Genomic DNA, 25,955 nt, shown 5'->3' with positions numbered 1-25,955 from the left:
GAGCCAGAAGCAGGGCTTCTGGCTTTAGTTTGTGATTATTCGTACAAGTAACAGCGTACGAAGTGATTATCTGAAAGCTGAGTCACGCCTGGTAAACGTTCACGACATTTCTCCGTCGCGTGCTGACAGCGACCTGCAAAAGGACAGCCAACTGATTCAGGTGTCCACAGTGGAATTTCACCTTTATTTCCTTTCAGTTTCTCGTGGATGGATTTGCTTGGATCCGGTACGGCTGAAACAAGTAGCTGAGTATACGGGTGTTGTGGGTGATGAATGATTTCTTCAGTATCACCCCATTCAACCATATGGCCGACATACATAACCGCAAGATCTTCCGCGATGTAACGAGCCGTTGCGATGTCGTGAGTGATATAAAGTAACGACATCTTTTTCTCGAACTTCATCTCTTCCATTAGATTTAAAACACCAGCACGGATAGAGACGTCTAACATCGAGGTTGGTTCATCTGCAAGTACCACTTCAGCGCCAACGGCAATATTTCGGGCAAGGTTTACACGTTGGCGCTGACCACCAGAAAGTTGGTGGGGGAACTTCGCAGCGGTTTCTTTTGGCGGGATCAGGCCCACTTGTTCTAGCAGATCATAAACTCGTTCTTCCAACTCCTTCTTATTGCTAGGATCCACTTTTCTATGAATGATCAGTGGACGAGCAATATGATGGAAAATATTGTGTGTTGGGTTTAGTGAGCCAAACGGGTCTTGCCAAACCATTTGAATACCTTCGCGGTAATGCATCAGATCTTTTTTCGAAGTGATGTCTAAAATATCACGACCTTTGTACTCAATTGTGCCTGCTGTTGGTGCATACATCTTTGCAATCATTTTTGCTGTTGTAGATTTACCAGAACCGGATTCACCTACCACAGAAAGCCCGCGAGCTTTGTACATTTTGAAAGATACGTCATTAATTGCACGCATTCTTGATTGCTTTAACGAGTTACTATTCAACGGGAAGTCTTTGACGACATTTTTACCCTCGATGAGTAGTTCTCCATATTCTTTGCTCATAATTGCCTCCAGTAATTTTATACGTTATTGCTTTTACACTTTTGCTTGGGCAATAGGTTCGCCATATAAATGGCAGTTAGATAAACGACCTGGCTCGATTTCACGAAGCTTAGTTGGGACTCTGGTACAAGCTTCATGAACACGGTCACAACGGGCTTGGAAGCGACAACCTTGAGGAATTTCCAGAAGGTTAAGTGGATTACCAGGGATCCCTGTCAACTTGGTTTTAGGGCCAGTCAATGGAGGGAATGAGCTACCCAACCCTTTTGTGTAAGGGTGATATGGGCTAGTTAAAATTTCTTTTGATGGGGCGACCTCGATAAGCTCACCAGAGTACATGATGCCGATACGGTCTGAGAATTCGACCATAAGCGATAAGTCATGAGTGATGAAAAGAATCGAGAAACCAAACTCTTCTTTTAAAGCATAAATCTTTTGTAGGATTTCACGCTGGACCACAACATCAAGTGCTGTAGTTGGTTCGTCCATAATGATCATTTTAGGGTTAAGTGCGAGTGCAATTGCGATCACTAGGCGCTGACGCATACCCCCAGAGAATTGGTGAGGGTAGTCGTTCAATCGGCTAGGGTGGATATCGACTATTTCTAACAAGCCTTCAGCACGACGTTTTGCTTGTTCACGCGTCATGTTGGTATGGCGCATAATAACATCGCAGAACTGCTCTTCCATGGTTAGAACTGGGTTGAGTGCGTTCATTGCACTTTGGAATACCATTGACATTTCGCTCCATCGGAACGATTGCATGCGCTCGTCACTGTATTTCAAGATGTCTTCACCATTGAAGATCACCTCACCTCCGGTAATAAATGCTGGTGGCTTATGTAGGCGCATCAATGAGAAAGCAACGGTCGATTTGCCACAGCCAGATTCGCCAGCTAAGCCAAAGACTTCTCCAGGGGCTAGGTCAAAACTTACGTTATTACAGGCACGGACATCGCCCGCATCTGTAATGTAGTCAACGCAAAGGTTGCGGATAGAAATTAGTGGTGCAGTCATAATTATTTATCTCCGCTCCAAAGTGCATTTTGAGGTGGTAGTTCTGGCTCACGTTCATTTTTGTCTTGCTGTGCAAGCTTTTTCCAGCGCTTCATACCTTTGTGAGAACGAAGCTGTGGGTTCGCAATTTCATCTACTGCAAAGTTCAGTAGAGCAAGGCCAGTAACAAGGAATGTTAGTGCTAAACATGGAGCAATCAATTCCCACCAAGCGCCGATCAACATAGAAGAAGAGGTTTGAACATTGTAAAGCATGATGCCCCAACTAATGGTGTTCGGATCGCCCAGACCTAGGAACGAAATAATGGATTCCATAGTGATGGCGTACATAACTGAACCGATAAAACTCGCACCAACAATTGGGATTAGGTTTGGAAGAATCTCAACAAAAATAATACGGAAAGAAGACTCACCAAGAACTTCTGCGGCTTTCACAAACTCTTTCTCTCTCAACGCAAGGGTTTGTGAACGGATAACCCGCGCGCCCCACGCCCAGGAGGTACAACCAATGATAATGGCTATGGTTAGTGGCCCTGCCTCACCAATGAAAGCGGCCAAAACAAACAATAATGGATATTGTGGAATAACCAGCATGATGTTCATTGCAGCTGTTAACACGTCATCAACGCGACCACCAAAGTAACCAGCAGAAATACCGATAACGGTAGCTAGGAAACATACAGTGATACCAGCACCGAAGCCGACGGCTAGTGAAACGCGAGCACCATAAGCCAGCTGAGACCATACGTCGCGGCCCATACGAGTTGTACCAAGGACGTGGTCCGCTTTTTTCGACATGATGAGTGTGCGGCGATCATCAGCTAGATTTTTTGCTACCCAACCATCTGGATTTGATTGTGCTGATTTCACCACGAAAGAAGGGTATTCATGTGGGTTACCAGTACGCTTGTCTGGTGCATGCTTAGTGACGAGTGGAGCCGCCACTGCCATGAACAAGAACAAGCTAACAATAACTAGACCAACGCGTGCAATAGAGTTACGTAGAATAAGTTTAAATAGTTCTTTCATGATTATTTGCCTCCCTTACGTAGGCGAGGGTCTAGGACAACATAAAGCATGTCAGCAATCAGGTTAAATGACAGCATGAATAGCGTCATGATCAATAGTTGACCTTGAAGTACTTGGTAGTCACGTGCATTGATTGCGTTAAGAAGAACGGTACCGAGACCTGGGTAGTTGAAGATGATTTCAACGATAAGCTGACCACCGATCGCCATACCTAAAGACATAGAAAGTGCAGTGACACTAGGAAGTAGTGCGTTACGTGCCGCATAGTTAAATACAACGCGGTTTTCACTCAGGCCCTTACCTTTAGCCATGGTGATGTAATCTTCTGCTAGCAAGTTAATCATGTTGTTACGCATGTTTACTAGGAAGCCACCAATTTGAACAGCAGCAGCACAGAATAGGGGCAGTATTGCGTGATAAGCGACGTCTTTATAGAAAGCCCAGCTAGTCCAGTCTGGTGTAGTACCTGCCGTGTAAGCGTAGCCCGTTGGGAACCATTTAAGACCGATTGCAAAGATAAATAGGGTAAGCATTGCAATAACAACTTGAGGGACTGCTTGCATGATAAGCATACCTGGCGTTACGAATGCGTCATAACGGCTGCCTCGTTTCCATGCAGCAAAAATACCGAGTATTGAGCCGATAGAGAACGAAAGAATAACAGCAGAACCCGCTAAGAATAATGACCAACCAAATGCGCCACCAAGTAGAGAGTTTACAGATAGCGGATAGAACTGGATAGAAGTACCAAGTTCCCAGCTAAGAATGTTTTTCATGTAAGCAAAATATTGCATCCAAATCGGGCCATCAACGAAACCCAATAGTTGCTTCATCGCTTCAATACGCTCAGGGGTAACCTGAACGGAAGCGTTTGCAAACATCATGGTAACCGGATCACCCGGCATTGCTCTTGGAATAATAAAGTTTAATGTCGCCGCAACTAATAACGCGACCAAATAGAACGACAAACGTCTTAAAAAATAACCCATAACTCACACCTTACTCACCCAGATTTTCCCTGTTTCTGGTTTCAGGTCGCTCCTAGCGAAATTACAAATTTAGAGCGAACAATCCCCTGACGACTTGCGCCACACTGTAAACAGTATCAAGAGGAGATTTATAGCGGCGCACGGAAGTACGCCGCGAGGAATGAACTTCTACTTATTTAACTGGTTTTAGGTCCAGTACGTGAAGTAGACGCTCAGGGATACCAGCCCAAATGTTTGGACGGCCCTTAGGATTTTCTTCGTTCCACCAACCAGTGAAGCGAGTTGTGTTGTATTGGTACATGTATGCACCAGACATTACTGGGATAGTTACCTGATCCGCAGCGATGATCTGCTGAATGCCATGAGCAATCTCAAGCTGTTCGTTCTTATCAGCTGTTTTGTAGAAGCTGTTTAGAAGGCCGTCTAGCTTAGAGTTTTTGTAGAAGTGCATCGCGAAGCGAGGCATACCATCACCAGATTGAAGTGCTGAGTTGTAAGCACTGTTCCAGTATGTGTATGGGTCTGCACCGTGGAAGTAGTTGGTGTATGCAACATCGTATGTACCCTCAAGCATTGCTTGGTTGTACACAGAGAAGTCTGGAGTACGAGCTTTTGCTTTAATACCAACTTCTGCAAGTTGCTCAACAGCTAGCTGAACAGTGTTGTTGAAGTCAGTCCAACCATTTGGCGATTGGATTAGAAGCTCGAAAGACTTGCCTGATGGAGTGTCAACGAATCCATCTTTGTTTACGTCTTTAAAACCAGCTTTCTTAAGTAGCTCTTTAGCACCTTCAACGTTGTACGTGTTGAAAGACTTGTACTTGTTGTGAGTCTTTTCATCAGACCAAGCTTCGAATGCGTAACCTAGGCCAGATGCGAAGTCATTCACCGTACCACCACCGTAAAATGCGATGTCGATGATAGTCTGACGGTCAAGTGCCATAGAGAATGCACGACGGAAGTCTACGTTTGTTAGGGCTTCTTTCTTAGCTGCATCTGGGCTCTTGAAGTTAACTACAAATGCTTGAGTACCTGCTGGCGGGTACCAGTATTGGTGGTTAGGGCTTGCTGCTGCGTAAGTACGGTCAATGTCAGGAATGAACGAAGAAGTCCAGTCCATTTCACCATTTACAACTTTACCTAGGAATTGGTCATTGTTTGCGATTTGAGGTACACGTAGACAGTCAACGTCTAGGTTGTCTGCATCCCAGTAGTTAGGGTTAGCACACTGGACGTATAGCTGTGCAGTGAAAGTGTCGATTTCAGTGAATGGACCAGTACCTACTGGGTTTTCGTTAGTAAACGTTGCTGGATCTTTCACATCTTTCCATACGTGCTCAGGTACTACAGGTACTTTAGCAATTTCGTAAGGAACGTTTGAGTTCGCTTCGCTTAGACGGAATTTAACTTGGTAATCGTTTAGTTTTTCAACGCCAGTAACCCAAGAGTTGATACCACTTTGGTCAAGCTCTGGTTTTTCTTTTACTAGGTTGAAAGAGAATACAACGTCATCAGCAGTAAATGCTTGGCCGTCTGACCATTTAACACCTTTACGAATGTCGAAAGTAACACTCATTAGGTCGTCAGACATTTTGAAGTTTTCTGCTAAACGGAATACAGGCGTATTACCGTGCATTTCGTTGAAAACTACTAGAGGCTCGTAGATAAAATCCGTTGTAGTGTGCAAGTTTGTTGCACCTAGGTACGGGTTAAAGTTACGAACAAAAGTAGTAAATTCCTTAGGGTGGATCGTTAGTTCACTGCGCTCAGCTGCTGTAGCTACTGATGAAAAACCAGTTGTTGCTGTAGCAATGATTGCTGTTGCTAGTGCTGTTTTTTTAATGTTGGCAAGCATAGCTGTTCCTTACTATTTGCTTTCATTTCACTAATGGATAACGAATGTCATCAATTGATAAACACTCACTAAGGCCTACCTCAATGTCTTATCATCAGAGCGGAGGTGCTCATCCAATTTTGAGTGGCCTGTAGGCCTTAGGCAGAGTAAGAAAACACCTTTACTGATAAATAGGCAATTCCACATTCCGTTAAAAACGTTAAAAGGTCTAGTGGTGACGTTAATAACGTCATTTTTTTTGTTTGTCATTAAAAATTGTGTGTTTTTTCCAGTTTGAACTGGGTCGCATTAAGAGTGGTGTTGAAGTTTCTTTGTTAGTGTCCACTTACTTTGAGGGTGTTTTTCTATATTGTTTTGTTTTCTTGTTCTGGTTACTGAGATATCCATCACTCTCGTTAGTTAACGTTAATTTACGTAGATAAATTGAATCTGCCGTCTTGTTGTGATTGTTATCGCAATATGAAGTGTTTTTGTGCGATTTATATTTTTATCTTCATCAATTAGTACAAAAACGACTTTTTTAACCCATCCGTTTATTGTTCAAATGTGCTTATTTTAATGCGCGTAACAAGGTTAAATTAGGTAAGTTAGGTTGTGCTTAAGAAAGGCGGTTCTATTGGTGCAGGTATTGATTCTGTTCCATCTCTTTTTATGGGAGAGTTAGTTCAAGTTCAGCTTCATTGCTTGGACATGGCGTAAAAGTAATTTGATATCCAAACTGACCGTAACGAGACACAATAAGGGTGTATTGCAAAGCAGTGATAGAGGGGCTAAACGATTTGGTGAAGGTGCGTTAGTAAGGATTGCGTTTTAAATGTGCTGGCAACTTAGGAGTCTCTGTCATATTGCCTTGTTATTCCCCAAAAGAGAGTTCTGTTAAGCGAGCACGTAAAAAGCCTAGTCACTATGTGACTAGGCTTTCTGAAAAACTAAATCTAGTTTCGCGCGTATAACAGTTCACTGTATCGCTCTAGCTTAGCTTCGCGTTTTTTCGCATTAGCCAAGAATGTGCTTTTAGCTTTCCCTGTTAATGATTTTGATTGAGGGAGCTTCACCGTTCGAGCATTTTTATGTACACCATTAACTAAGAATTCATAATGGAGGTGGGGACCCGTAACCCGGCCTGTCCCACCTAACGTACCAATAGTCTGGCCTTGCTTTACTCGTTGCCCTGTTTTGACTAACCGACGAGTTAAATGCAGGTATTTAGTCACATAAGTATTACTGTGGCGTATAAAGACGTAATTGCCGTTAAATTTGTTATAGCTTGATTTTTGTACAATGCCGTCACCAGCAGCCCAAATAGGCGTGCCCACAGGTGCCGCATAATCAGTACCGCGGTGAGGACGAACTCGTCCTGTGACTGGATGGAGACGGCGTGGATTGAAATTCGAACTGACGCGACGGAAATCGAGCGGAGAGCGCAAGAATGCTTTTTTCATTGCTCTGCCATTTTCATCGTAATAGTTACCGCTGTTGTCATCGAAGAATGCTTTAAAGGTAGTGCCTTGGTTTGTGAATATAGCAGCAATGATCTTTCCTCGACCAACCACTTCACCTTCCACAACTTTTTCCTGATACAACAACTTAAATTCATCGCCTTTTCGGATGTCTAATGCAAAGTCGATATCCCAACCAAAAATGCCTGCTAACTCCATAATTTGGTTAGCAGATAGCCCTGCACTCTTGGCTGCGTTCCAAAAATTCGAGCTAATATCTGCTTCAGCGTAGTTGTATTGATAATGTACTTCTTTGCTATCGACTTTAGAGCGAAAGTTTTTATCGGCTTTGGTGATGATAAACGTTTCGTAAGGGCTCATTCGTCGCTTTAGTTGAACTAACTTGTTGTTTTCATCAAACCCAAACTCAAGTTTGTCTCCTGGCTTTAGGTGAGTCAGCTGACGCTTAATATCTACATTCGACGATGTAAGGCTATAGAGAAGACGAGAAGATAGTCCTAAGCGTTGAAAGAGTTTTGCAGCACTCTCACCAGACGCGACAGTGTGTTTTTCCCAGCGTAGGAGTGCGATAGGGGACACCGTCGTTTCTGGAGAAAGCGCTTCTGAGTTAATTGTTAATGGATAATGGCGCCCGATTTCCAAGCGTTTTACATTAGGACTGAGATCCTTCGGATCAGGAAGAAAAAACAGTGCGAAGACGATGATGGCACTAAAAAAGACAATTAATGCTCGGTGCATCCATGGTAGTCGAGCCCAAATAGACAACATTTTAAGTTCGTTCTGCAAATTTAAATAAAATTACGTATATAGTTAGTCTAACTGGTTTCAAAAAGCATCGCTATTCAAGTAAGATGGCAAATTATCAAATTTTTGCCAAATCTGTGGGAGTGAACAAGAATGGCGAGTATTGAAGCTGCACTGGCCGAGATTAAGCGCGGTGTTGATGAATTAATTCCAGAAGAAGAGTTGATTGCTAAATTAAAAGAGGATCGCCCTCTTCGTATCAAGTTGGGTGCTGACCCAACGGCTCCTGATATCCACTTAGGTCACACAGTTATCCTAAATAAGCTTCGTGCTTTCCAAGAACTTGGCCATGATGTGACATTTCTGATCGGTGACTTTACGGGCATGGTTGGTGACCCAACTGGTAAGAATACCACTCGTCCACCATTGACTCGTGAAGACGTACTGCGTAATGCAGAAACCTACAAAGAGCAAGTGTTTAAAATCCTTGACCCTGCAAGAACAAAGATCCAATTTAACTCAGAATGGCTATCAGAACTTGGTGCCGAAGGTATGATTCGTCTGGCGGCTAACCAGACGGTTGCACGTATGCTTGAGCGTGACGACTTTAAAAAGCGTTACAGCAATGGTCAGCCAATTGCAATTCATGAGTTTATGTACCCACTCCTACAAGGTTATGACTCAGTTGCGATGGAAACTGACGTTGAGCTTGGTGGTACTGACCAGAAATTCAACCTTTTGATGGGACGAGAGCTACAAAAAGCCAATGGCCAGAAACCTCAGGTTGTGTTGACGATGCCACTTCTTGTTGGCCTTGACGGCGAGAAGAAAATGTCGAAGTCAGCGAACAACTATATTGGCATTAGTGAAGCACCAAGCGAAATGTTTGGTAAGATCATGTCAATTTCAGATGACCTAATGTGGAGCTACTATGAGCTGTTGTCTTTCCGTCCTTTGGAAGAAATTGCTCAATTTAAAGCTGATGTTGAGTCTGGCAAAAACCCTCGTGATATCAAAGTTCTTTTAGCAAAAGAGATCATTGCGCGTTTTCACTCTGCAGCTGATGCTGACATGGCTGAGCAGGAATTTGTTAACCGTTTCGCTAAAAATCAAATCCCAGATGAAATGCCAGAGTTCACTTTTGATGCTGGTCTACCAGTAAGTAACTTGCTTAAAGAAGCTGGATTATGTGCATCAACATCTGAAGCGATGCGTATGGTGAAGCAAGGCGCTGCAAAAATTGAAGGTGAAAAGGTTTCTGATGCGAAGTTTGCACCTGAGTCAGGTACCTACGTGTTCCAAGTCGGTAAACGTAAGTTTGCTCGGATCACGATTCAATAAATCGTTTTTTGTTGATAAAAGCGCCGTTATGGCGCTTTTTTTGTGCATGTTTTAAAGCGTAAGATAAACCAAGTTTCGAACAGTAATAGTGCGGCAATGGCGTATTGCCAATGTGTCCCTAACGCAATGAAGTAAAATACACTGCCCATGGAGAGCCATATCATAATTAAGGAGTGGGTTTTCTCCTTGATCGTTAACCCTTCTTTATTTTTTAGACGTTGAGCTATAGGCCCGAGTGTTGCGTGGTTAAGTAGCCAGTTTTGGAATTTAGGAGATGCAGAACCAAAGCAGTAAAGTGCCAGTAAGATAAAAGGAACGGTTGGAAGTAAGGGAACAGTTATTCCAATCAAACCAAGAATAACGCATGTCCAACCAATACAGATATAGCCTTTACGCTTGATGTAAGCACGTCGCTCGATATTTTTCATGTCGCCCAGCCATTTTAGTTTTGATAGTGATAAGTATGAGCAGTGCTTTAAAGAATAGGCAAACTAATTCTCATTGATAAATAAATTTCAACTGCCACTTTGTATCAGTTTTGATATGATGCCTCGACTGTCGCATCGGCAGTGTCTTTGGAGATTTTTATGAACAATACCGACCATCCTCCTAGTTGCAAGGGAGAAAAATAACCCGCTTTGGTATTGATCATCTCTATCCTACCTTTGCGGTAGGGTAAACGCTTTCCTGTTTTCTCCCTTCTTATTTTTTTCCTTTATCTAGTTAAACAACTGTTTGGACATCATGCCGTTGCACGGTGTGCTAGATCGTTGTTGATGGTCGTTACCTATTGCCAATCGGGAGATTCGCCATGACGGTAATGAGCAATACATACATTGAAAACTGCGCACACTTTTCTCATGAAGAAATTAGTGCTGCGAGAAATGCATTTTTACAGTATGCACAAGAACAACAGTTACATTTGCTGACGGTGATGCCGATTGAAGAGGCAGTTGCAATACTCAATCACTGCTCAGTTGGGTTTGTCCAAGAGTTGATTTATCAGTTGGAAGCGTTAGGCCATGATAGTCTGGCAAGGCACTATGCCCATCAGTTGGGTTTTATTTATTCAGAAGTAGAGACTCCGCAAGGATATTTATCAACGTCAGTATTCGAACATGTTAGGCAGCGTATCGGCTGGATCATTGCACTTGCTTTGCTTGGCATCGTATCTGGTTTAATTATTTCTCATTATGAAAATACGTTAAGCCAATTGGTTTTACTCGCGATTTATATGCCAGTGATTGCCGCTGCCGGAGGTAATACGGGAAGCCAAGCTGCCACGCTAGTTATACGGGCATTAGCAACGGGGGAGCTTAAAAAACGCCAATGGTTGAGGGTGTTTTGGAAAGAAAGTCGTGTAGCTTTGTGTCTAGCTCTTGCAATTTCCGTCGTCATCATTGGTCGGATTTTACTATTTAGCGCCCCTGATTCTGCGAGAGAGTTTGATATTGAAACGGTTGCATTGGCAGTTGCTGTTGCATTATTTATTCAGGTTACGATGTCAACGGTACTCGGTGGACTCTTGCCAATACTGGCACGTGTAATGAAGTTGGACCCAGCCGTATTGGTGAGCCCAGTTCTTGCGTCGATTGTTGATATTTCGGGTATGTGGGTCTACTTTTCGGTCGTTAACTATTTCTTAGAGATAGTTTGACTGAATTTAATGACATCTTGATAAAACAACGTCTCGAATTGGACAATAGGAGCAGCGACAGGTTTGGCGTTGCTCTGTTTTTTGGGATGATAATCAGTGACAAATTGGACAAATAACGAGCTTGGCTTGCCCGTTTGATCTAAGCCGTAACCCGCCATGTTGTAACTGCCGTACAAAGACCCACTTTTCGCGATGAGTTGTCCTTTGATGGGGGGGGTTCTCATGCTACTGCGATACTGAAGCGTACCATTTTGCCCAGAAGTGGGGAGGTGCTCAATAAGGTGAAGTCGGTTATCGTTTTGCCAGATATACTGCAAAATGGCCGCCATGTCTTTGCTATTGAAACGGTTATTACGTGACAAACCAGAGCCATCCGCCATTTGCGCTTGCTCTAAATCAATCCCGGTATTGGCAAAAATGACTTGTTTGATAGCTTGTGTGCCATTTTTGAAGCTACCCGGTTGAATATAAAACTGTGCGCCAATTGTTCGAGTTAGGCTATCAGCGATGAGGTTATCTGATTTTTTCAACATGGTATCTAGCAATTGAGGCAGAGCGGCAGAACGGTGAATGGCTAAAGTTTTATAACGTCGACCTTCTGGGGTGCCAATTTTAACCTCTCCGTTGAGATCAATATCGAGTCGATTCAATTGGGTATAGATCATACGTTGTGCATACAAAGCTGGGTTTTGGATCGCGAATTTCAACGGCAAAGGTTTGCTGCGTGAAACAAGGCAGCCTTGCAACTCATAATGATTATCTGGCGTGGTTACCAGTTCAAGGTCACATTGTGTACTTTCTTGACCAGCTTTAGTGACTGTTTGAGCCGATGTTGTGACATGAATAGGGTAATGCTGCGGAACAAAGACGCGAGTCTGACCATTGTCCTTAGTATAAATTGAGGCTTGAGCGCAATTTTTGTCTAATGTAATTGCACTGGCTGGTGCACTGTAGCATACACCTAGAATATCCCAAGGCCACCCAACGGCACGATCGTACCCAGTAAAGGCCGAATTATCTAACCAAATATCGCCCGAGATACTTTTTAATCCATTCTCTTTGGCCATTTTTAACATATTGGCCAAATCCTCAGTGGTTAATGTTGGATCACCACTGAATTTTATCACTAAATCATTACCGACTTTGGATAGCTCTGTTTGGTAATGAAATTCATCACCTAATTCAAGTTTCGCAGCTAAAGCAGTAACCACCTTTAAAGTACTTGCTGGTGGGAAAAATTGATCAGTATTACCTGTGCTGTGTGACAAATTACGATTATTTAAGTCTTGAATCAGTAAGTTAACTCGAGAACCTTGAGGAAGCTTGTCAATAGGACTGGTCGCACTTACCTGTAGTGAAAGAGCAGAGAGAGTCACAAGTAATGTGGAACGTAGCTGGTATCTCATAAGTTAGAAGTCACAATTTTAGTGGTAATTATGCAAGTATAACGGGGAAAAAAAACGCCTGCTAGTAAGCAGGCGTCTTATCTTTTTGACTAATACAGAATGTATTAGAAGTCGTAACGTAGACCTAGAGCTAGTTCGTCTTCAGCAGCTACTTTACCTACAGTACCAGTACCTAGCTTGTCGCTTTCGTCAAGTAGGTTGAAGTTGTATGAGATGTAAGTACGGAAGTTAGGCTTGAAGTAGTAAGTTGCATCAAGCGCTACGTTGTTTGCAGAAGTGTCATTTGCAGTTTCTGCACTGTTGTACGTAGTTGTGAACACTGTTTGGCCTAGTGTGTAAGCTGCTGCAACTTCGTAACCAGTGTAATCTTGAACACCAGAGAAGTTTGAGCTTGCTAGGTTAGCATCATCAAAGTTCTTTTCACCGTCAGTGAATAGACCAGCGATGTAGAAATCTGCAATTGAGTAAGATGCCGCAGCCATGTACTCGTTGCTCTTGTTTTGGTCTGCGTAGCCAGCACCTAGCTGAAGACCAGTATCACCGATTGCATAGATAGCAGATAGTGAGTAACCGTCTTGTTTGTTATCAGTGAAACCATTTGCATCAGTTTCTTGATCAGCAAAACGGTAGCTTGCTTTAACGCCTAGGTTTTCGAATTGACCAGCGTATGCAACCATGTTGTCTGTACGGTCAGCTACAGCTAGTTTGTCTGCTGCAGAGTTACCGTGGTAAGCCATGATATCAGTGAAGTCTGTGATTACACCTAGAGCACCAGCTGTTTTACCGTAAGTAACTTCACCAAAGTTACCGCCTAGACCTGCGTAAGCGTAACGAGTGTTTAGATCGTTGTTGCTGTCTACTGCGCCATTTTCGCTAGTTGTGAACTCACCTTCGTAGAAACCAACACCGTATAGGCTATCGTTGATTGCAGCTTTACCTAGGAAGTTAAGACGTACGCGAGATTTGTCTTCTGCTTTACCGTCTTTTAGAGACATACGTGCTTCAGCACGGCCGCCCATTTCGATAGAGTTGCCATCTTGGTTGTAGATTTCTGCTGCGTTAACGCCAGTAGCCACTGCTGCAGCTGAAACTGCTAGAGCAATCAGAGTCTTGTTCATCTTATTAGTCCTAATTTACTGTCCATAAATAGTCATTTATTTTGCGAGTCATACCTCACAACGTAGGGGGTATACTCCACACATCGCTCAAGTCAATCAAGTTTCATATGTAAGATTTAAGTCAGTAATATGAAATGCTTAAATTGCAGTTCGAGCAATCCGTGAGCAATGTTTTAACGCTAAAGTTCCACTATGGGTTAGTAAAATGATATAAATCAGACTGATGAACACTGTTTTATTGTGGGTGAATTTTTATCAAGTTGATGATTATAAAGGACATTTGTTGCTATTGTTAAATTTCTATCAAGATGTGAATTTTATTTTTTTTTACCTAAAATACGTGAATAAATGTTTAGTAGACCGCAATTTCAAAAGCATAATTTGACTATCTACAATCTGAGTCACAGAGATAAGACGCGGGTGAACAAATTTGGATGATTTAGTTGAGGAGTTTGTTTACACTAGATGAAATTGATTCGTTAAACGACTACCTAATCCTACTGGGTTGGGTAGTTTTGTTTTGTCCAAAGATAACTTTGGCCTAGAGGTATAAAATGGAAAAAGTTCCAATGACTGTACGTGGCGAACAGCAGCTGCGTGAAGAGTTAGACAGACTGCTAAAGCTTCGTCCAAAGATTTCTGAAGCGATTGCTGAAGCTCGTGAACTTGGTGATCTGAAAGAAAATGCAGAGTACCATGCTGCGCGCGAAGAGCAGGGGATTTGTGAAGCCCAGATTCGTGATATTGAGTACAAGCTTTCAGTAGCCCAAGTTATCGATGTCACTAAAATGGACAATACAGGCAAAGTGATTTTTGGTACAACGGTTACTCTCATTGATGTTGATACAGATGAAGAAAAAACGTATCAAATCGTGGGTGATCATGAAGCCGATATTAAACAGGGACGCATTTCTGTTAGTTCCCCAATGGCTCGTGGGTTGATTGGCAAAATGGAAGGTGATGAAGTTTCTATCGTCACACCAGGCGGTGCTAAAGACTACGATATTGATAAAGTAGAATATCTTTAATCTGTCATATAAGCACAAAAAAGGTCGCAAGTGAGCGACCTTTTTTATAATGAGCTAAAAACTATTTGCGAGGTAGCTCAATTTTACGTTCTTCGGAAGGGCGGTATAACACCAATACTTTACCGATAACTTGCACTTTTTCTGCTTCAGTTTCGCGCACAATGGCTTCGATAATCAGGTTTTTTGTTTCGCGATCTTCTGCTGCAACTTTGACTTTGATTAGCTCATGATGGTTGAGTGCGATTTCGATTTCTGCAAGAACGGCCTCGGTTAGTCCATTAGCGCCGAGTAGCACGACAGGTTTTAAATTGTGTGCTAGGCCTTTCAAGTGCTGCTTTTGTTTTGTGCTTAGGTTCATTACGCGGCCAAATTTATTTACTATTAGGGTTGAAAACCACCATTTTAACGCCATCTAACGTTGAAGACTATAATTTATTGAGTGATTGAAAAAGCCTATTACAACGATAGATCCTTTTTCATCCTTATTAGGATTAGAATGAGTAAACAGAAACATTCAGCCAGTTCTGGCCGTTGGCTCAAAGAGCATTTTGATGATAAATACGTAAACGAAGCGAAGAAAAAAGGCTATCGTTCTCGAGCAATATTTAAAATCGAAGAGATTCAGAACAAAGATAAGTTGCTACAACCTGGAATGACCGTTGTCGATCTAGGTGCGGCACCTGGTGGCTGGTCACAATACGCAGCAAAAATTGTAGGCGATGAAGGGCAGGTTATTGCATGCGACATCTTACCTATGGACTCAATTGCTGGCGTAGCGTTTCTCCAAGGTGATTTCCGTGAAGAAGCAGTACTTGATGCACTATTAGATCGCATTCAACCAGATATGGTTGATATTGTGATGTCTGATATGGCACCAAATATGGCAGGAAATTTATCGGTCGATCAACCTCGTGCTATGTATCTTGTTGAACTAGCATTAGATATGTGTCGACAAGTTCTGGCTCCTGATGGTAGCTTTGTCGTCAAAGTATTTCAGGGCGAAGGCTTTGATCAATACGTAAAAGATGTTCGCGACATGTTTAAAGTTGTGAAAATTCGAAAACCAGATTCTTCAAGAGCACGTTCTCGAGAAGTTTACATTGTAGCCACTGGTTACAAAGGTTAACCATTTCCCTTGATGGGGCGTAGGTTAACAGTATAGCTACAGGTGTTAAACTGTAGTACCCTACCTTTAATTACAATTAGTTATCGAGAGGCTTACACCTTGAGTGACATGGCAAAAAATTTAATTCTGTGGCTTGTGATTGCCGTCGTTTTGATGTCGGTTTTCCAGAGTTTTGGACCTGGAGATAGCAACGGCAGAGCGGTTGATTATACAACCTTTGTACAGGAAGTTGGCCAAGGCCAGATTCAGGAAGCAACGTTCAAAGAAGGTGAAATTACATTCACTCGACGTGGTGGTGGTGGCCGTTATGTTACTTACATGCCAGTGCGTGACCAGAAGCTTCTAGACGATTTAATTAATCAGAATGTAAAAGTTCAAGGAACGCCTCCTGAAGAGCAAAGTTTACTTGGCAGTATTTTCATTTCTTGGTTCCCAATGATCTTACTGATTGGTGTTTGGATATTCTTTATGCGCCAAATGCAAGGCGGTGGCGGTAAAGGTGCCATGTCTTTTGGTAAGAGCAAAGCTCGTATGATGAGCGAAGAACAAATCAAAACAACCTTTGCTGACGTAGCAGGTTGTGATGAAGCTAAAGAAGATGTGAAAGAGCTAGTGGATTACCTACGCGATCCAAGCCGTTTCCAAAAGCTAGGCGGTAAAATTCCGACTGGTGTGTTGATGGTTGGTCCTCCTGGTACTGGTAAAACGCTGCTTGCAAAAGCTATTGCGGGTGAAGCAAAAGTTCCATTCTTTACAATTTCTGGTTCAGACTTTGTTGAAATGTTTGTGGGTGTTGGTGCTTCTCGCGTACGTGATATGTTTGAGCAAGCGAAGAAAGCCTCTCCATGTATCATCTTTATTGATGAGATTGACGCCGTAGGTCGCCAACGTGGTGCAGGTGTTGGTGGTGGTCATGATGAGCGTGAACAAACACTAAACCAAATGCTAGTAGAAATGGATGGTTTTGAAGGCAATGAAGGCATTATTGTCATCGCTGCGACTAACCGCCCTGATGTACTTGACCCTGCACTTTTACGTCCTGGTCGTTTTGACCGCCAGGTCGTCGTAGGCCTACCAGATGTACGTGGTCGTGAGCAGATCTTGAAAGTTCATATGCGTAAAGTACCGCTAGCGGGTGATGTAGAGCCTTCTCTAATCGCACGTGGTACACCTGGTTTCTCGGGTGCAGATCTTGCCAACTTAGTTAACGAAGCCGCACTATTTGCTGCACGCGGTAACAAGCGCAATGTTTCGATGGTTGAGTTTGAACTGGCAAAAGATAAGATCATGATGGGGGCTGAACGTCGTTCTATGGTGCTTTCTGAAGAAACCAAAGAATCAACAGCATACCATGAAGCAGGTCACGCGATTGTTGGTCGTTTAGTACCTGAACATGATCCTGTGTACAAAGTCTCGATCATTCCACGTGGCCGCGCGTTGGGTGTGACTATGTACCTACCAGAGCAAGACCGTGTCAGTATGTCTCGTCAACATCTAGAATCGATGATTTCGAGCCTATATGGTGGTCGTCTAGCAGAAGAACTTATCTACGGTGCAGATAAAGTATCCACTGGTGCGTCAAACGATATCGAACGTGCAACAGATATAGCACGTAAGATGGTGACTCAATGGGGCTTCTCTGAAAAACTAGGTCCGCTACTTTACGCTGAAGATGAAGGTGAAGTATTCCTTGGTCGTAGTGTAACCCAGACTAAGCATGTCTCTGACGATACTGCGAAGCTAATCGATGACGAAGTCCGTAAGATTATCGATCGCAACTATGACCGCGCGAAGAAAATCCTAGAAGAAAATATGGATATCATGCACGCGATGAAAGATGCGCTAGTGAAATACGAGACTATCGATGCAGGTCAGATTGATGATTTGATGGAGCGAAAAACGGATATTCGTGAACCTGCTGGATGGGGAGACAATCAAAATGGAACTCCTAAATCAGAAGTGAAGGAAGACGTTAAAGTTGAAGAGGGTAAAGCTGAGCCCGCCAATAACGAAACTTCAGCGCCTCAAGAAGCCACATCAAATGAGTCTGCGGATAAAAAAGACGCAGAATAACTCTCATTGAGAGAAAACCCCGAGCTCGCTCGGGGTTTTTGTCTTTCTAGTTAAAAGAAAATCGATATGTTGATCTATGCAAATGGTAAGCAACTTGACTTGAGTAGCCCCCAAGTCATGGGAATTCTCAATATTACGCCAGACTCTTTTTCTGATGGTGGTAAATTTAACGCCTTAGATAGTGCTTTGCATCGTGTTAAGGCAATGATAGATGCAGGTGTGACTATTATTGACATTGGTGGTGAATCAACCCGCCCTGGCGCGCCAGAGGTTACGCTTGAAGAAGAGCTTACGCGGGTTATTCCAGTCATCAAAGCCATACGAAGCCAATATGATGTTTGGATTTCGGTAGACACAAGTAAAGCTGAAGTAATGCGTCAGGCAATTGAAGCCGGCGCTGATATTATTAATGATGTCCGAGCGTTAAGAGAGCCTGGTGCTTTGGAGGTTGCAGCTCAGTCTGGATTACCTGTCTGTTTAATGCATATGAAAGGACAGCCTCGTACGATGCAAGCAAATCCGCAGTACACAGACTTGTTAGCTGAAGTTGAAGAGTTTTTGTCTGAACGAGTTGCTGCGTGTGAAACTGTAGGGATCAAACGTGAGCAGCTCATTCTTGATCCGGGCTTTGGCTTTGGTAAAACCTTAGAGCACAATTATCAGATGCTTGCACATCTTGAGCAACTTCATCAATTTAATATGCCGATCTTAGCGGGCATGTCTCGTAAATCGATGCTCTTTAAATTGCTTAATAAGGCCCCTTCGGACTGTATTGCTGCTAGTGTTGCTACTGCGACGATCGCGGCGCAAAAAGGTGCTCAAATAATTCGAGTACATGATTTTGAAGAAACCATCGACGCACTAAAAGTTGTTGCTAAGATGAAAATGAATAGTTAGTCAAAACAATAACTAAAGGAAATACTATGTCTAATAAAAGACGTTATTTTGGTACAGATGGAGTTCGTGGCAAAGTAGGCCAATATCCAATTACTCCTGACTTTGTACTTAAGCTTGGTTGGGCTGCTGGACGTGTGCTGGCGAAACAGGGCACAAAGAAGGTTATTATTGGTAAGGATACTCGCATATCCGGTTATATGTTGGAGTCTGCTCTTGAGGCGGGTTTGGCTGCAGCAGGGCTAAAAGCAACTTTTACCGGCCCAATGCCAACACCTGCGGTTGCGTACCTAACGCAAACATTCCGTGCTGAAGCCGGAATTGTTATATCTGCATCTCACAATCCTTATTACGATAACGGCATCAAATTTTTCTCCTCGGAAGGCACTAAGTTACCCGATGATATTGAGCTAGCAATAGAAGCTGAGCTGGATAAAGAGATTGAATGTGTCGAGTCTGCAATGTTGGGTAAGGCATCTCGCTTAAATGATGCTGCTGGCCGTTATATTGAATTTTGTAAAAGTACCTTCCCATCAGCATTGAGTCTTGCGGGGATGAAAGTCGTGGTTGACTGTGCCAATGGTGCGACTTATCACATCGCACCAAGTGTTTTCAAAGAGCTAGGTGCAGAAGTTATCCCTATGGGTATTGAACCAAATGGTTTAAATATCAATGATGAAGTTGGCGCTACAGATGTCCGTGCTTTACAAAAACGTGTGGTTGAAGAAAAAGCACATCTTGGCTTAGCTTTTGATGGTGATGGCGACCGCATTATTATGGTTGATCACCTTGGAAATAAAGTCGATGGGGACCAAATTGCGTATATCATCGCACGCGATGCCCAACGTCGTGGTGAGTTGAAGGGTGGTGTTGTTGGTACACTGATGACCAACCTAGGTATGGAAAATGGCCTAAAAGAATTAGGCATCCCGTTTGTACGCGCCGCTGTTGGTGACCGCTATGTGATGGAAAAGTTATTAGAGAATAACTGGACGATCGGTGCTGAAAACTCTGGCCACGTTATTTTATTGGATAAGGTAACCACAGGTGATGCAATTGTAGCAGCACTTCAAGTTCTTGCTTCTGTTGTCGGTAGTAAAACATCATTGCATGAGCTATCGAAAGGCATGACGCTATACCCGCAAGTTTTAGAAAATGTGCGTTTTTCTGGTGGAAGTAATCCAATGGAAGCTGAAGCGGTAACAGTAGCTGTTGCAAAAGTTGAAGCGGAATTAGGCGATAAAGGACGTGTATTGTTGCGCAAATCAGGAACTGAGCCATTGATCCGAGTAATGGTTGAAGGTGAAGATGCACAACTAGTACAAAATTCAGCGTTAAAAATCGCTGATGCTGTTAAATCAAGCTGTTAGCCTTTTCTGATAGCTTGTTTTTAATCCCTCTTCAGCGTGTGTCTGTGGAGGGATTAAGATAAAAAAGTACGCTTTGCCCTTTTTTTGACCATTTAAAGCGTAACTTGTGCTTTTTTTCTAAATTCCACTTGTCAGAGAGTACTGCTTTCGCTAGTATTGCTCGGCCTTCAGTAAGGAGGTCGCTAGCCTTGTTTTAAAATCTTAATAGATTATTAGAATGGCGCTGGCTCAACAATTTGGAACATAGGTGGAAAAATGTTTACAGTTCTACTTGTGATTTACCTGTTGGCAGCGCTTGGTGTAATCGGCCTGGTGTTGATTCAACAAGGTAAAGGCGCAGATATGGGAGCCTCATTCGGTGCTGGTGCTTCAAACACAGTGTTTGGTGCGAGCGGCTCAGGTAACTTCCTAACCCGAATGACTGCAATTTTTGCAACAGTATTTTTTGTCGTCAGCTTGGTGCTAGGCAATATGTCTACACATAAAACTGAATCTCAGTGGGTTGATCCTACTCAAGGTCAGGTTATCCAACAAGCTGATGAAGCTGCGAGTGAAGTTCCAGCCCCTACGGGTGATGAAATTCCTCAATAAGCTGAAGAGATTTAGCTTGCCGAGATGGTGAAATTGGTAGACACGCTAGCATGAGGTGCTAGTGCCTTTGGTGTGAGGGTTCGAGTCCCTCTCTCGGCACCATTGATTTACAAACTTGTAAAACACCTTGGAGAGCGTATAATGCTCGACAAGTCGGACGCGGGGTGGAGCAGCTTGGTAGCTCGTCGGGCTCATAACCCGAAGGTCGTCGGTTCAAATCCGGCCCCCGCAACCAATCCTTTAGGATTCGGACAAGTTTGCGCAGTGTTGACACTGCGGGTTAGATGGCATTGATATCATCTAACATATCAGGGTCCAGCAATAAAAAACCCCGACTTTCGGGGTTTTTTATTATCTGAATGTTTGTATAGAGATTCAGATTTTGCTTGGTATTTAAATTGGGCTCTGAGCCCTTTTTTTGTTTCTGGAGTGGTTTAAATGACTGGTTTAGAAAGACAACTTACTGAATTGCTTGAAGCTCCTGTAGCAGCATCAGGTTATGAGTTAGTTGGATTAGAATTTATTCGCGCAGGCGAACACTCAACATTACGTATCTATATTGACCATGAAAATGGTATTACGGTAGACGATTGCGCTGAAGTGAGCCATCAAGTTAGTGCAGTTATGGATGTTGAAGATCCAATCACAGTGGCTTACAACCTAGAAGTGTCTTCACCTGGTTTAGAAAGACCACTTTTCAAAGCAGCACACTACGAACAATTTATTGGTCACGAGGTAAGCATCGTTTTGAAAATGGCTGTTGGTAACCGTCGAAAATGGAAAGGTATTATCCATTCCGTTGATGGCGAAACGATCTCAATTACCGTTGAAGGTAATAACGAAGAGTTCGCACTTAGCAACATTTCAAAAGCTAACCTGATCCCTAAATTTTAATTTGAGTCTTAGAGGCTATTTAAAATGAGTAAAGAAATTTTAGCGGTAGCAGAGGCGGTATCGAACGAAAAAGCGGTACCTCGTGAGCGCATCTTTGAAGCCCTGGAAATTGCTCTTGCTACTTCTACAAAGAAAAAACATGAAATCGAAATTGATGTACGTGTAGCGATCGATCGTAAAACAGGTGAATTTGAAACTTTTCGTCGTTGGTTGGTTGTTGAAGAAGTTGAAAACCCAACAAAAGAAATCTCATTCGAAGCTGCTCGCTACGATGATGAGTCAATTGAGCTTGGTGATTACATCGAAGACGAAATTGATTCAGTAACGTTTGACCGTATTACGACACAAACAGCGAAACAAGTGATTGTTCAAAAAGTACGTGAAGCGGAACGTGCGCAAATCGTAGAACAATTTATTGATAACGAAGGTGAACTGGTTACTGGTGTTGTCAAAAAAGTGAACCGCGATACTGTTGTGCTTGATCTTGGTAACAACGCTGAAGCTGTGATCCTTCGTGATGACCAACTACCACGTGAAAACTTCCGTCCAGGTGACCGTGTTCGTGGTCTATTATACCGCGTAGCTCCAGAAGCTCGTGGCTTCCAGCTATTTATTACTCGTTCAAAACCAGAAATGCTTGCTGAGCTTTTCCGTGTTGAAGTGCCTGAAATTGCGGAAGAAATTATCGAGCTTAAAGGTGCAGCTCGTGACCCAGGTTCTCGTGCAAAAATTGCTGTTAAAACGAATGACAAACGTATCGACCCAGTAGGTGCATGTGTTGGTATGCGTGGTGCACGTGTTCAAGCTGTTTCTGGTGAGCTAGGTGGCGAGCGTATCGATATTGTTCTTTGGGATGATAATCCAGCACAATTTGTTATCAACGCGATGGCGCCAGCAGATGTTGCCTCTATCATTGTTGATGAAGATGCTCATGCGATGGATATTGCTGTTGAAGCAGATAACTTGGCACAAGCAATTGGTCGTAATGGCCAAAACGTACGTCTAGCATCTCAGTTAACTGGTTGGGAACTAAACGTAATGACAGTTGCGGATCTTCAGAAGAAACATGCTGAAGAGTCTCAGGCTTCAATTGAAAACTTCATGAAATATCTAGATATTGAAGAAGACTTCGCTCAGCTTCTTGTTGAAGAAGGCTTCTCTACGCTAGAAGAAGTTGCATATGTACCAGTAAATGAGCTTCTCGAAGTAGAAGGCCTTGATGAAGACTTGGTCGAAGAGCTGCGTAATCGTGCAAAAGATGCACTAACAACATTAGCTCTAGCACAAGAAGAATCTTTTGAAGGTCTTGAGCCAGCTGAAGACCTATTAGGTCTTGAAGGTCTTGAGCGCGAAATGGCATTTAAATTGGCAGCAAAAGGTGTTGCAACACTAGAAGATCTTGCTGACCAAGGTATTGATGATCTAGAAGGTATTGAAGGACTAACAGACGAGCGTGCAGGTGAGCTTATCATGGCTGCTCGTAATATTTGTTGGTTCGGCGAAGAAGCATAAATTTCAGCAAGGGAGAAAGCGGCATGACACAAATTACTGTTAAAGCACTGAGTGAAGAAATCGGTACACCAGTAGACCGCTTATTAGAGCAACTTGCTGATGCTGGAATGAAGAAGTCGGGATCAGACGTTGTATCAGATGAAGAGAAGCAAAAATTGCTGACTCATTTGAAAAAAGAGCATGGTGACACTACGGGTGACGCTGCTCCTACTCGATTGACATTGCAGCGTAAAACCCGCAGCACACTAAGCGTAAATGCTGGTGGCGGTAAAAGTAAGAATGTTCAGGTTGAGGTGCGCAAGAAACGTACTTACGTAAAGCGCAGCACAATTGAAGATGAAGCAAAACGTGAAGCTGAAGAAGCAGCAAAACGTGAAGCTGAAGAAGCGGCAAAACGTGAAGCTGAAGAAGCAGCAAAGCGTGAAGCTGAAGAAGCAGCAAAGCGTGAAGCTGAAGAAAAAGTGAAGCGTGAAGCTGAAGAAAAAGCGAAGCGTGAAGCTGAAGAAAAAGCGAAGCGTGAAGCACAAGAGAAAGCAAAACGTGATGTTAGTAAAAATACAGAACGTGATGCTGAAGAGAAGTTAAAGCAAGAAGCAGCGCGAAAAGAGGCCGACGAGCTTAAACGTCGTCAGGAAGAAGAAGCTAAGCGTAAGGCTGAAGAGGAAAGTCAGCGCAAGCTTGAAGAAGCTCGCGAAATGGCTGAGAAGAATAAAGAGCGTTGGTCTGCTGCAGAAGAGAAAAAGGGTGATATGGAAGATACAGATTACCATGTAACGACTTCACGTTACGCGCGTGAAGCCGAAGATGAAGCAGACCGTCGTGAAGAAGGCGGTGGTCGTCGCAAGAAGAAGAAAGCTGCTTCAAAAACAGATGAGCAAGCTCGCGGTGGTCGTAACCAGCGTGGTAAAGGTGGCCGTAAAGGTAAACTGGCTAAGCCAGCAAAACCTGCTTCAATGCAGCATGGTTTTGATAAAACGGCAACCGTTGCAAAATCTGATGTTGTGATTGGTGAAACAATCGTTGTTTCTGAGCTGGCAAACAAAATGTCGGTTAAAGCAACGGAAGTTATCAAAGCGATGATGAAGATGGGCGCAATGGCGACTATCAACCAAGTTATCGATCAAGAAACAGCTCAGCTAATCGCTGAAGAAATGGGCCACAAGGTTATTCTTCGTAAAGAAAATGAACTTGAAGAAGCAGTACTTAACGATCGTGATAGCAACGAAGAAGCAGCACCACGTGCTCCTGTTGTAACTATCATGGGTCACGTTGACCACGGTAAAACGTCAACACTTGACTACATTCGTCGTACTCACGTTGCTTCGGGTGAAGCTGGCGGTATTACGCAGCATATCGGTGCTTATCACGTAGAAACTGATAACGGTATGATTACTTTCCTTGATACTCCTGGACACGCAGCATTTACTGCAATGCGTGCTCGTGGTGCTCAAGCGACGGATATCGTTGTTCTTGTTGTTGCTGCTGATGATGGTGTAATGCCACAGACAGTCGAAGCGATTCAGCACGCGAAAGCGGCAGAAGTTCCTTTGATCGTTGCGGTAAACAAAATCGATAAAGAAGATGCTAACCCAGACAACGTTAAGAATGAGCTAGCTCAATACGACGTTATCCCTGAAGAATGGGGCGGTGAGAACATGTTCGTTCACATCTCTGCAAAACAGGGTACAAATATCGATGGTCTTCTAGAAGCGATCCTTCTTCAGTCTGAAGTTCTTGAACTTACAGCGGTTAAAGAAGGTATGGCATCTGGTGTTGTAGTTGAATCTCGCCTAGATAAAGGTCGTGGTCCTGTTGCAACAGTACTTGTTCAATCAGGTACGCTAAACAAAGGTGACATCGTTCTTTGTGGTCAAGAATACGGTCGTGTTCGTGCAATGCGTGACGAACTAGGTCAAGAAATTACAGAAGCTGGTCCATCTATCCCTGTAGAGATCCTAGGTCTTTCAGGTGTACCATCTTCGGGTGATGAAGCAACAGTAGTACGTGATGAGCGTAAAGCGCGTGAAGTAGCAAACTACCGTGCTGGTAAGTTCCGTGAAGTGAAACTTGCTCGTCAGCAGAAATCTAAGCTAGAGAACATGTTCTCGAACATGACAGCTGGTGAAGTTGCTGAACTAAACGTTGTTCTGAAAGCTGACGTACAAGGTTCTGTGGAAGCGATTGCAGACTCACTACTGAAACTGTCTACTGACGAAGTGAAAGTTAACATCGTTGGTTCTGGTGTTGGTGGTATTACAGAAACTGATGCAGTACTTGCAGAAGCTTCAAACGCAATCATCCTTGGCTTTAACGTACGTGCTGATGCATCAGCTCGTCGTGCTGTTGAAGCTGCAAGCGTTGATCTACGTTACTACTCAATCATCTACCAATTGATCGACGAAGTGAAACAAGCGATGGGCGGTATGCTTGCACCTGAATTCAAGCAAGAAATCATTGGTCTTGCTGAAGTTCGTGATGTATTTAAGTCGCCTAAACTTGGTGCTATCGCTGGTTGTATGGTTACTGAAGGTCTGATTAAGCGTAACAACCCAATCCGTGTACTACGTGATAACGTTGTTATTTACGAAGGTGAGCTAGAATCACTACGTCGCTTTAAAGATGACGTTCAAGAAGTTAAGAGTGGCTACGAATGTGGTATCGGCGTTAAGAACTACAATGATGTTCGCGTTGGTGACCAAATCGAAGTATTCGAAATCGTTGAAATCAAACGTACTCTTGATTAATTGACTAAAATTACTTACGAAATCTGATACAGATAAGTGGTAATTGGTTGTTGAATACACCATGGGGGGCTGGTTTAAAC

The 25,955-nt window shown here is 43.2% G+C and carries 21 protein-coding genes and 2 tRNA genes; 13 read left to right on the top strand and 10 right to left on the bottom strand.

Annotation, left to right across the window (positions count from 1 at the left end; all coding sequences use genetic code 11):
* Window positions 1–35: 35 nt before the first annotated feature.
* The 6 genes from ACQEXS_RS05265 to ACQEXS_RS05240 all read right to left on the bottom strand — a co-directional run bounded on the left by ACQEXS_RS05265 (window position 36) and on the right by ACQEXS_RS05240 (window position 8,145).
* Window positions 36–1,028: an ABC transporter ATP-binding protein gene (locus tag ACQEXS_RS05265; protein ID WP_367987286.1), complete on the bottom strand. Its 993-nt coding sequence runs from the start codon at window positions 1,026–1,028 to the stop codon at window positions 36–38.
* Window positions 1,029–1,061: 33 nt separating this feature from the next.
* Window positions 1,062–2,045: an ABC transporter ATP-binding protein gene (locus tag ACQEXS_RS05260; protein WP_367987285.1), complete on the bottom strand. Its 984-nt coding sequence runs from the start codon at window positions 2,043–2,045 to the stop codon at window positions 1,062–1,064.
* 2 nt (window positions 2,046–2,047) lie between these two features.
* Entirely contained in the window at window positions 2,048–3,073 is a 1,026-nt protein-coding gene (locus tag ACQEXS_RS05255) for an ABC transporter permease (protein WP_367987284.1), read from the bottom strand.
* Between the two features lie 2 nt (window positions 3,074–3,075).
* Window positions 3,076–4,062: an ABC transporter permease gene (locus ACQEXS_RS05250; RefSeq protein WP_367987283.1), complete on the bottom strand. Its 987-nt coding sequence runs from the start codon at window positions 4,060–4,062 to the stop codon at window positions 3,076–3,078.
* Window positions 4,063–4,234: 172 nt separating this feature from the next.
* The gene (locus tag ACQEXS_RS05245; protein WP_367987282.1) at window positions 4,235–5,917 is read right to left on the bottom strand and encodes an ABC transporter substrate-binding protein; all 1,683 of its coding nucleotides are present in this window, start codon (window positions 5,915–5,917) and stop codon (window positions 4,235–4,237) included.
* Between the two features lie 935 nt (window positions 5,918–6,852).
* Window positions 6,853–8,145, bottom strand: a complete 1,293-nt coding sequence (locus ACQEXS_RS05240; RefSeq protein WP_427013059.1) for a peptidoglycan DD-metalloendopeptidase family protein — start codon at window positions 8,143–8,145, stop codon at window positions 6,853–6,855.
* Window positions 8,146–8,274: 129 nt separating this feature from the next.
* On the opposite strand from ACQEXS_RS05240, the gene tyrS reads away from it, so the two are divergent.
* Window positions 8,275–9,462 carry a tyrosine--tRNA ligase gene (gene tyrS, locus ACQEXS_RS05235; protein WP_427009863.1) on the top strand — a complete coding sequence of 396 codons (1,188 nt, stop codon included), beginning with the start codon at window positions 8,275–8,277 and terminating at the stop codon, window positions 9,460–9,462.
* A gap of 26 nt (window positions 9,463–9,488) precedes the next feature.
* Here tyrS and ACQEXS_RS05230 read toward each other — a convergent pair whose 3' ends face one another.
* On the bottom strand, window positions 9,489–9,890 hold the full coding sequence (locus tag ACQEXS_RS05230) for a YbaN family protein (RefSeq protein WP_367987279.1): 402 nt from the start codon (window positions 9,888–9,890) through the stop codon (window positions 9,489–9,491).
* Between the two features lie 383 nt (window positions 9,891–10,273).
* On the opposite strand from ACQEXS_RS05230, the gene ACQEXS_RS05225 reads away from it, so the two are divergent.
* Entirely contained in the window at window positions 10,274–11,119 is an 846-nt protein-coding gene (locus ACQEXS_RS05225) for a magnesium transporter (protein WP_427013058.1), read from the top strand.
* Here ACQEXS_RS05225 and dacB read toward each other — a convergent pair.
* The gene (gene dacB, locus ACQEXS_RS05220; protein ID WP_427013057.1) at window positions 11,098–12,525 is read right to left on the bottom strand and encodes a serine-type D-Ala-D-Ala carboxypeptidase; all 1,428 of its coding nucleotides are present in this window, start codon (window positions 12,523–12,525) and stop codon (window positions 11,098–11,100) included. The genes ACQEXS_RS05225 and dacB overlap by 22 nt on opposite strands.
* 104 nt (window positions 12,526–12,629) lie before the next feature.
* Window positions 12,630–13,643, bottom strand: coding sequence for a porin (locus tag ACQEXS_RS05215; RefSeq protein WP_427013056.1), 1,014 nt, complete (start codon window positions 13,641–13,643; stop codon window positions 12,630–12,632).
* A gap of 554 nt (window positions 13,644–14,197) precedes the next feature.
* Here ACQEXS_RS05215 and greA point away from each other — a divergent pair.
* Window positions 14,198–14,671, top strand: a complete 474-nt coding sequence (gene greA / locus ACQEXS_RS05210) for a transcription elongation factor GreA (RefSeq protein WP_367987275.1) — start codon at window positions 14,198–14,200, stop codon at window positions 14,669–14,671.
* 61 nt (window positions 14,672–14,732) lie between these two features.
* On the opposite strand, the gene yhbY is transcribed toward greA, so the two are convergent.
* On the bottom strand, window positions 14,733–15,029 hold the full coding sequence (gene yhbY, locus ACQEXS_RS05205; RefSeq protein ID WP_367987274.1) for a ribosome assembly RNA-binding protein YhbY: 297 nt from the start codon (window positions 15,027–15,029) through the stop codon (window positions 14,733–14,735).
* Window positions 15,030–15,167: 138 nt separating this feature from the next.
* Here yhbY and rlmE point away from each other — a divergent pair, with 138 nt between their 5' ends.
* The 10 genes from rlmE (at window position 15,168) to infB (ending at window position 25,875) form a co-directional block, all read left to right on the top strand.
* Window positions 15,168–15,797 carry a 23S rRNA (uridine(2552)-2'-O)-methyltransferase RlmE gene (rlmE, locus tag ACQEXS_RS05200; protein ID WP_367987273.1) on the top strand — a complete coding sequence of 210 codons (630 nt, stop codon included), beginning with the start codon at window positions 15,168–15,170 and terminating at the stop codon, window positions 15,795–15,797.
* Between the two features lie 108 nt (window positions 15,798–15,905).
* The gene (ftsH, locus tag ACQEXS_RS05195) at window positions 15,906–17,870 is read left to right on the top strand and encodes an ATP-dependent zinc metalloprotease FtsH (protein WP_427013055.1); all 1,965 of its coding nucleotides are present in this window, start codon (window positions 15,906–15,908) and stop codon (window positions 17,868–17,870) included.
* A 66-nt stretch (window positions 17,871–17,936) separates the two neighbouring features.
* Window positions 17,937–18,767, top strand: coding sequence for a dihydropteroate synthase (folP, locus tag ACQEXS_RS05190; protein WP_427013054.1), 831 nt, complete (start codon window positions 17,937–17,939; stop codon window positions 18,765–18,767).
* Window positions 18,768–18,793: 26 nt separating this feature from the next.
* Window positions 18,794–20,134: a phosphoglucosamine mutase gene (gene glmM, locus ACQEXS_RS05185; protein WP_427013053.1), complete on the top strand. Its 1,341-nt coding sequence runs from the start codon at window positions 18,794–18,796 to the stop codon at window positions 20,132–20,134.
* 255 nt (window positions 20,135–20,389) lie between these two features.
* Complete coding sequence (gene secG / locus ACQEXS_RS05180; RefSeq protein WP_367987269.1) at window positions 20,390–20,725, top strand: preprotein translocase subunit SecG; 336 nt, start codon at window positions 20,390–20,392, stop codon at window positions 20,723–20,725.
* Window positions 20,726–20,743: 18 nt separating this feature from the next.
* Window positions 20,744–20,827: transfer RNA gene (locus ACQEXS_RS05175), tRNA-Leu, on the top strand.
* A gap of 56 nt (window positions 20,828–20,883) precedes the next feature.
* A tRNA-Met gene (locus ACQEXS_RS05170) sits at window positions 20,884–20,960 on the top strand.
* A 203-nt stretch (window positions 20,961–21,163) separates the two neighbouring features.
* On the top strand, window positions 21,164–21,619 hold the full coding sequence (gene rimP, locus ACQEXS_RS05165) for a ribosome maturation factor RimP (RefSeq protein ID WP_427013052.1): 456 nt from the start codon (window positions 21,164–21,166) through the stop codon (window positions 21,617–21,619).
* Window positions 21,620–21,643: 24 nt separating this feature from the next.
* A complete protein-coding gene (nusA, locus tag ACQEXS_RS05160; protein WP_427013051.1) occupies window positions 21,644–23,131 on the top strand; it encodes a transcription termination factor NusA in 1,488 nt (495 codons plus the stop codon).
* A gap of 23 nt (window positions 23,132–23,154) precedes the next feature.
* Window positions 23,155–25,875: a translation initiation factor IF-2 gene (gene infB / locus ACQEXS_RS05155; protein ID WP_367987266.1), complete on the top strand. Its 2,721-nt coding sequence runs from the start codon at window positions 23,155–23,157 to the stop codon at window positions 25,873–25,875.
* The last annotated feature ends 80 nt before the right edge of the window (window positions 25,876–25,955 follow it).

It is taken from the genome of Vibrio sp. TRT 17S01 (genome assembly GCF_050113695.1).
Classification (GTDB): Bacteria; Pseudomonadota; Gammaproteobacteria; order Enterobacterales; family Vibrionaceae; genus Vibrio.
The sequence above is the reverse complement of the archived record's forward strand: the minus strand, read 5'-3'. Positions and strand labels throughout refer to the sequence as shown.

Excerpts from the sequence above, each read along its gene's own strand:
- ACQEXS_RS05265 (WP_367987286.1), bottom strand. The coding sequence starts at position 1,028 with ATGAGCAAAGAATATGGAGAACTACTCATCGAGGGTAAAAATGTCGTC.
- ACQEXS_RS05260 (WP_367987285.1), bottom strand. The coding sequence starts at position 2,045 with ATGACTGCACCACTAATTTCTATCCGCAACCTTTGCGTTGACTACATT.
- ACQEXS_RS05255 (WP_367987284.1), bottom strand. The coding sequence starts at position 3,073 with ATGAAAGAACTATTTAAACTTATTCTACGTAACTCTATTGCACGCGTT.
- ACQEXS_RS05250 (WP_367987283.1), bottom strand. The coding sequence starts at position 4,062 with ATGGGTTATTTTTTAAGACGTTTGTCGTTCTATTTGGTCGCGTTATTA.
- ACQEXS_RS05245 (WP_367987282.1), bottom strand. The coding sequence starts at position 5,917 with ATGCTTGCCAACATTAAAAAAACAGCACTAGCAACAGCAATCATTGCT.
- ACQEXS_RS05240 (WP_427013059.1), bottom strand. The coding sequence starts at position 8,145 with ATGTTGTCTATTTGGGCTCGACTACCATGGATGCACCGAGCATTAATT.
- tyrS (WP_427009863.1), top strand. The coding sequence starts at position 8,275 with ATGGCGAGTATTGAAGCTGCACTGGCCGAGATTAAGCGCGGTGTTGAT.
- ACQEXS_RS05230 (WP_367987279.1), bottom strand. The coding sequence starts at position 9,890 with ATGAAAAATATCGAGCGACGTGCTTACATCAAGCGTAAAGGCTATATC.
- ACQEXS_RS05225 (WP_427013058.1), top strand. The coding sequence starts at position 10,274 with ATGACGGTAATGAGCAATACATACATTGAAAACTGCGCACACTTTTCT.
- dacB (WP_427013057.1), bottom strand. The coding sequence starts at position 12,525 with ATGAGATACCAGCTACGTTCCACATTACTTGTGACTCTCTCTGCTCTT.
- ACQEXS_RS05215 (WP_427013056.1), bottom strand. The coding sequence starts at position 13,643 with ATGAACAAGACTCTGATTGCTCTAGCAGTTTCAGCTGCAGCAGTGGCT.
- greA (WP_367987275.1), top strand. The coding sequence starts at position 14,198 with ATGGAAAAAGTTCCAATGACTGTACGTGGCGAACAGCAGCTGCGTGAA.
- yhbY (WP_367987274.1), bottom strand. The coding sequence starts at position 15,029 with ATGAACCTAAGCACAAAACAAAAGCAGCACTTGAAAGGCCTAGCACAC.
- rlmE (WP_367987273.1), top strand. The coding sequence starts at position 15,168 with ATGAGTAAACAGAAACATTCAGCCAGTTCTGGCCGTTGGCTCAAAGAG.
- ftsH (WP_427013055.1), top strand. The coding sequence starts at position 15,906 with ATGGCAAAAAATTTAATTCTGTGGCTTGTGATTGCCGTCGTTTTGATG.
- folP (WP_427013054.1), top strand. The coding sequence starts at position 17,937 with ATGTTGATCTATGCAAATGGTAAGCAACTTGACTTGAGTAGCCCCCAA.
- glmM (WP_427013053.1), top strand. The coding sequence starts at position 18,794 with ATGTCTAATAAAAGACGTTATTTTGGTACAGATGGAGTTCGTGGCAAA.
- secG (WP_367987269.1), top strand. The coding sequence starts at position 20,390 with ATGTTTACAGTTCTACTTGTGATTTACCTGTTGGCAGCGCTTGGTGTA.
- rimP (WP_427013052.1), top strand. The coding sequence starts at position 21,164 with ATGACTGGTTTAGAAAGACAACTTACTGAATTGCTTGAAGCTCCTGTA.
- nusA (WP_427013051.1), top strand. The coding sequence starts at position 21,644 with ATGAGTAAAGAAATTTTAGCGGTAGCAGAGGCGGTATCGAACGAAAAA.
- infB (WP_367987266.1), top strand. The coding sequence starts at position 23,155 with ATGACACAAATTACTGTTAAAGCACTGAGTGAAGAAATCGGTACACCA.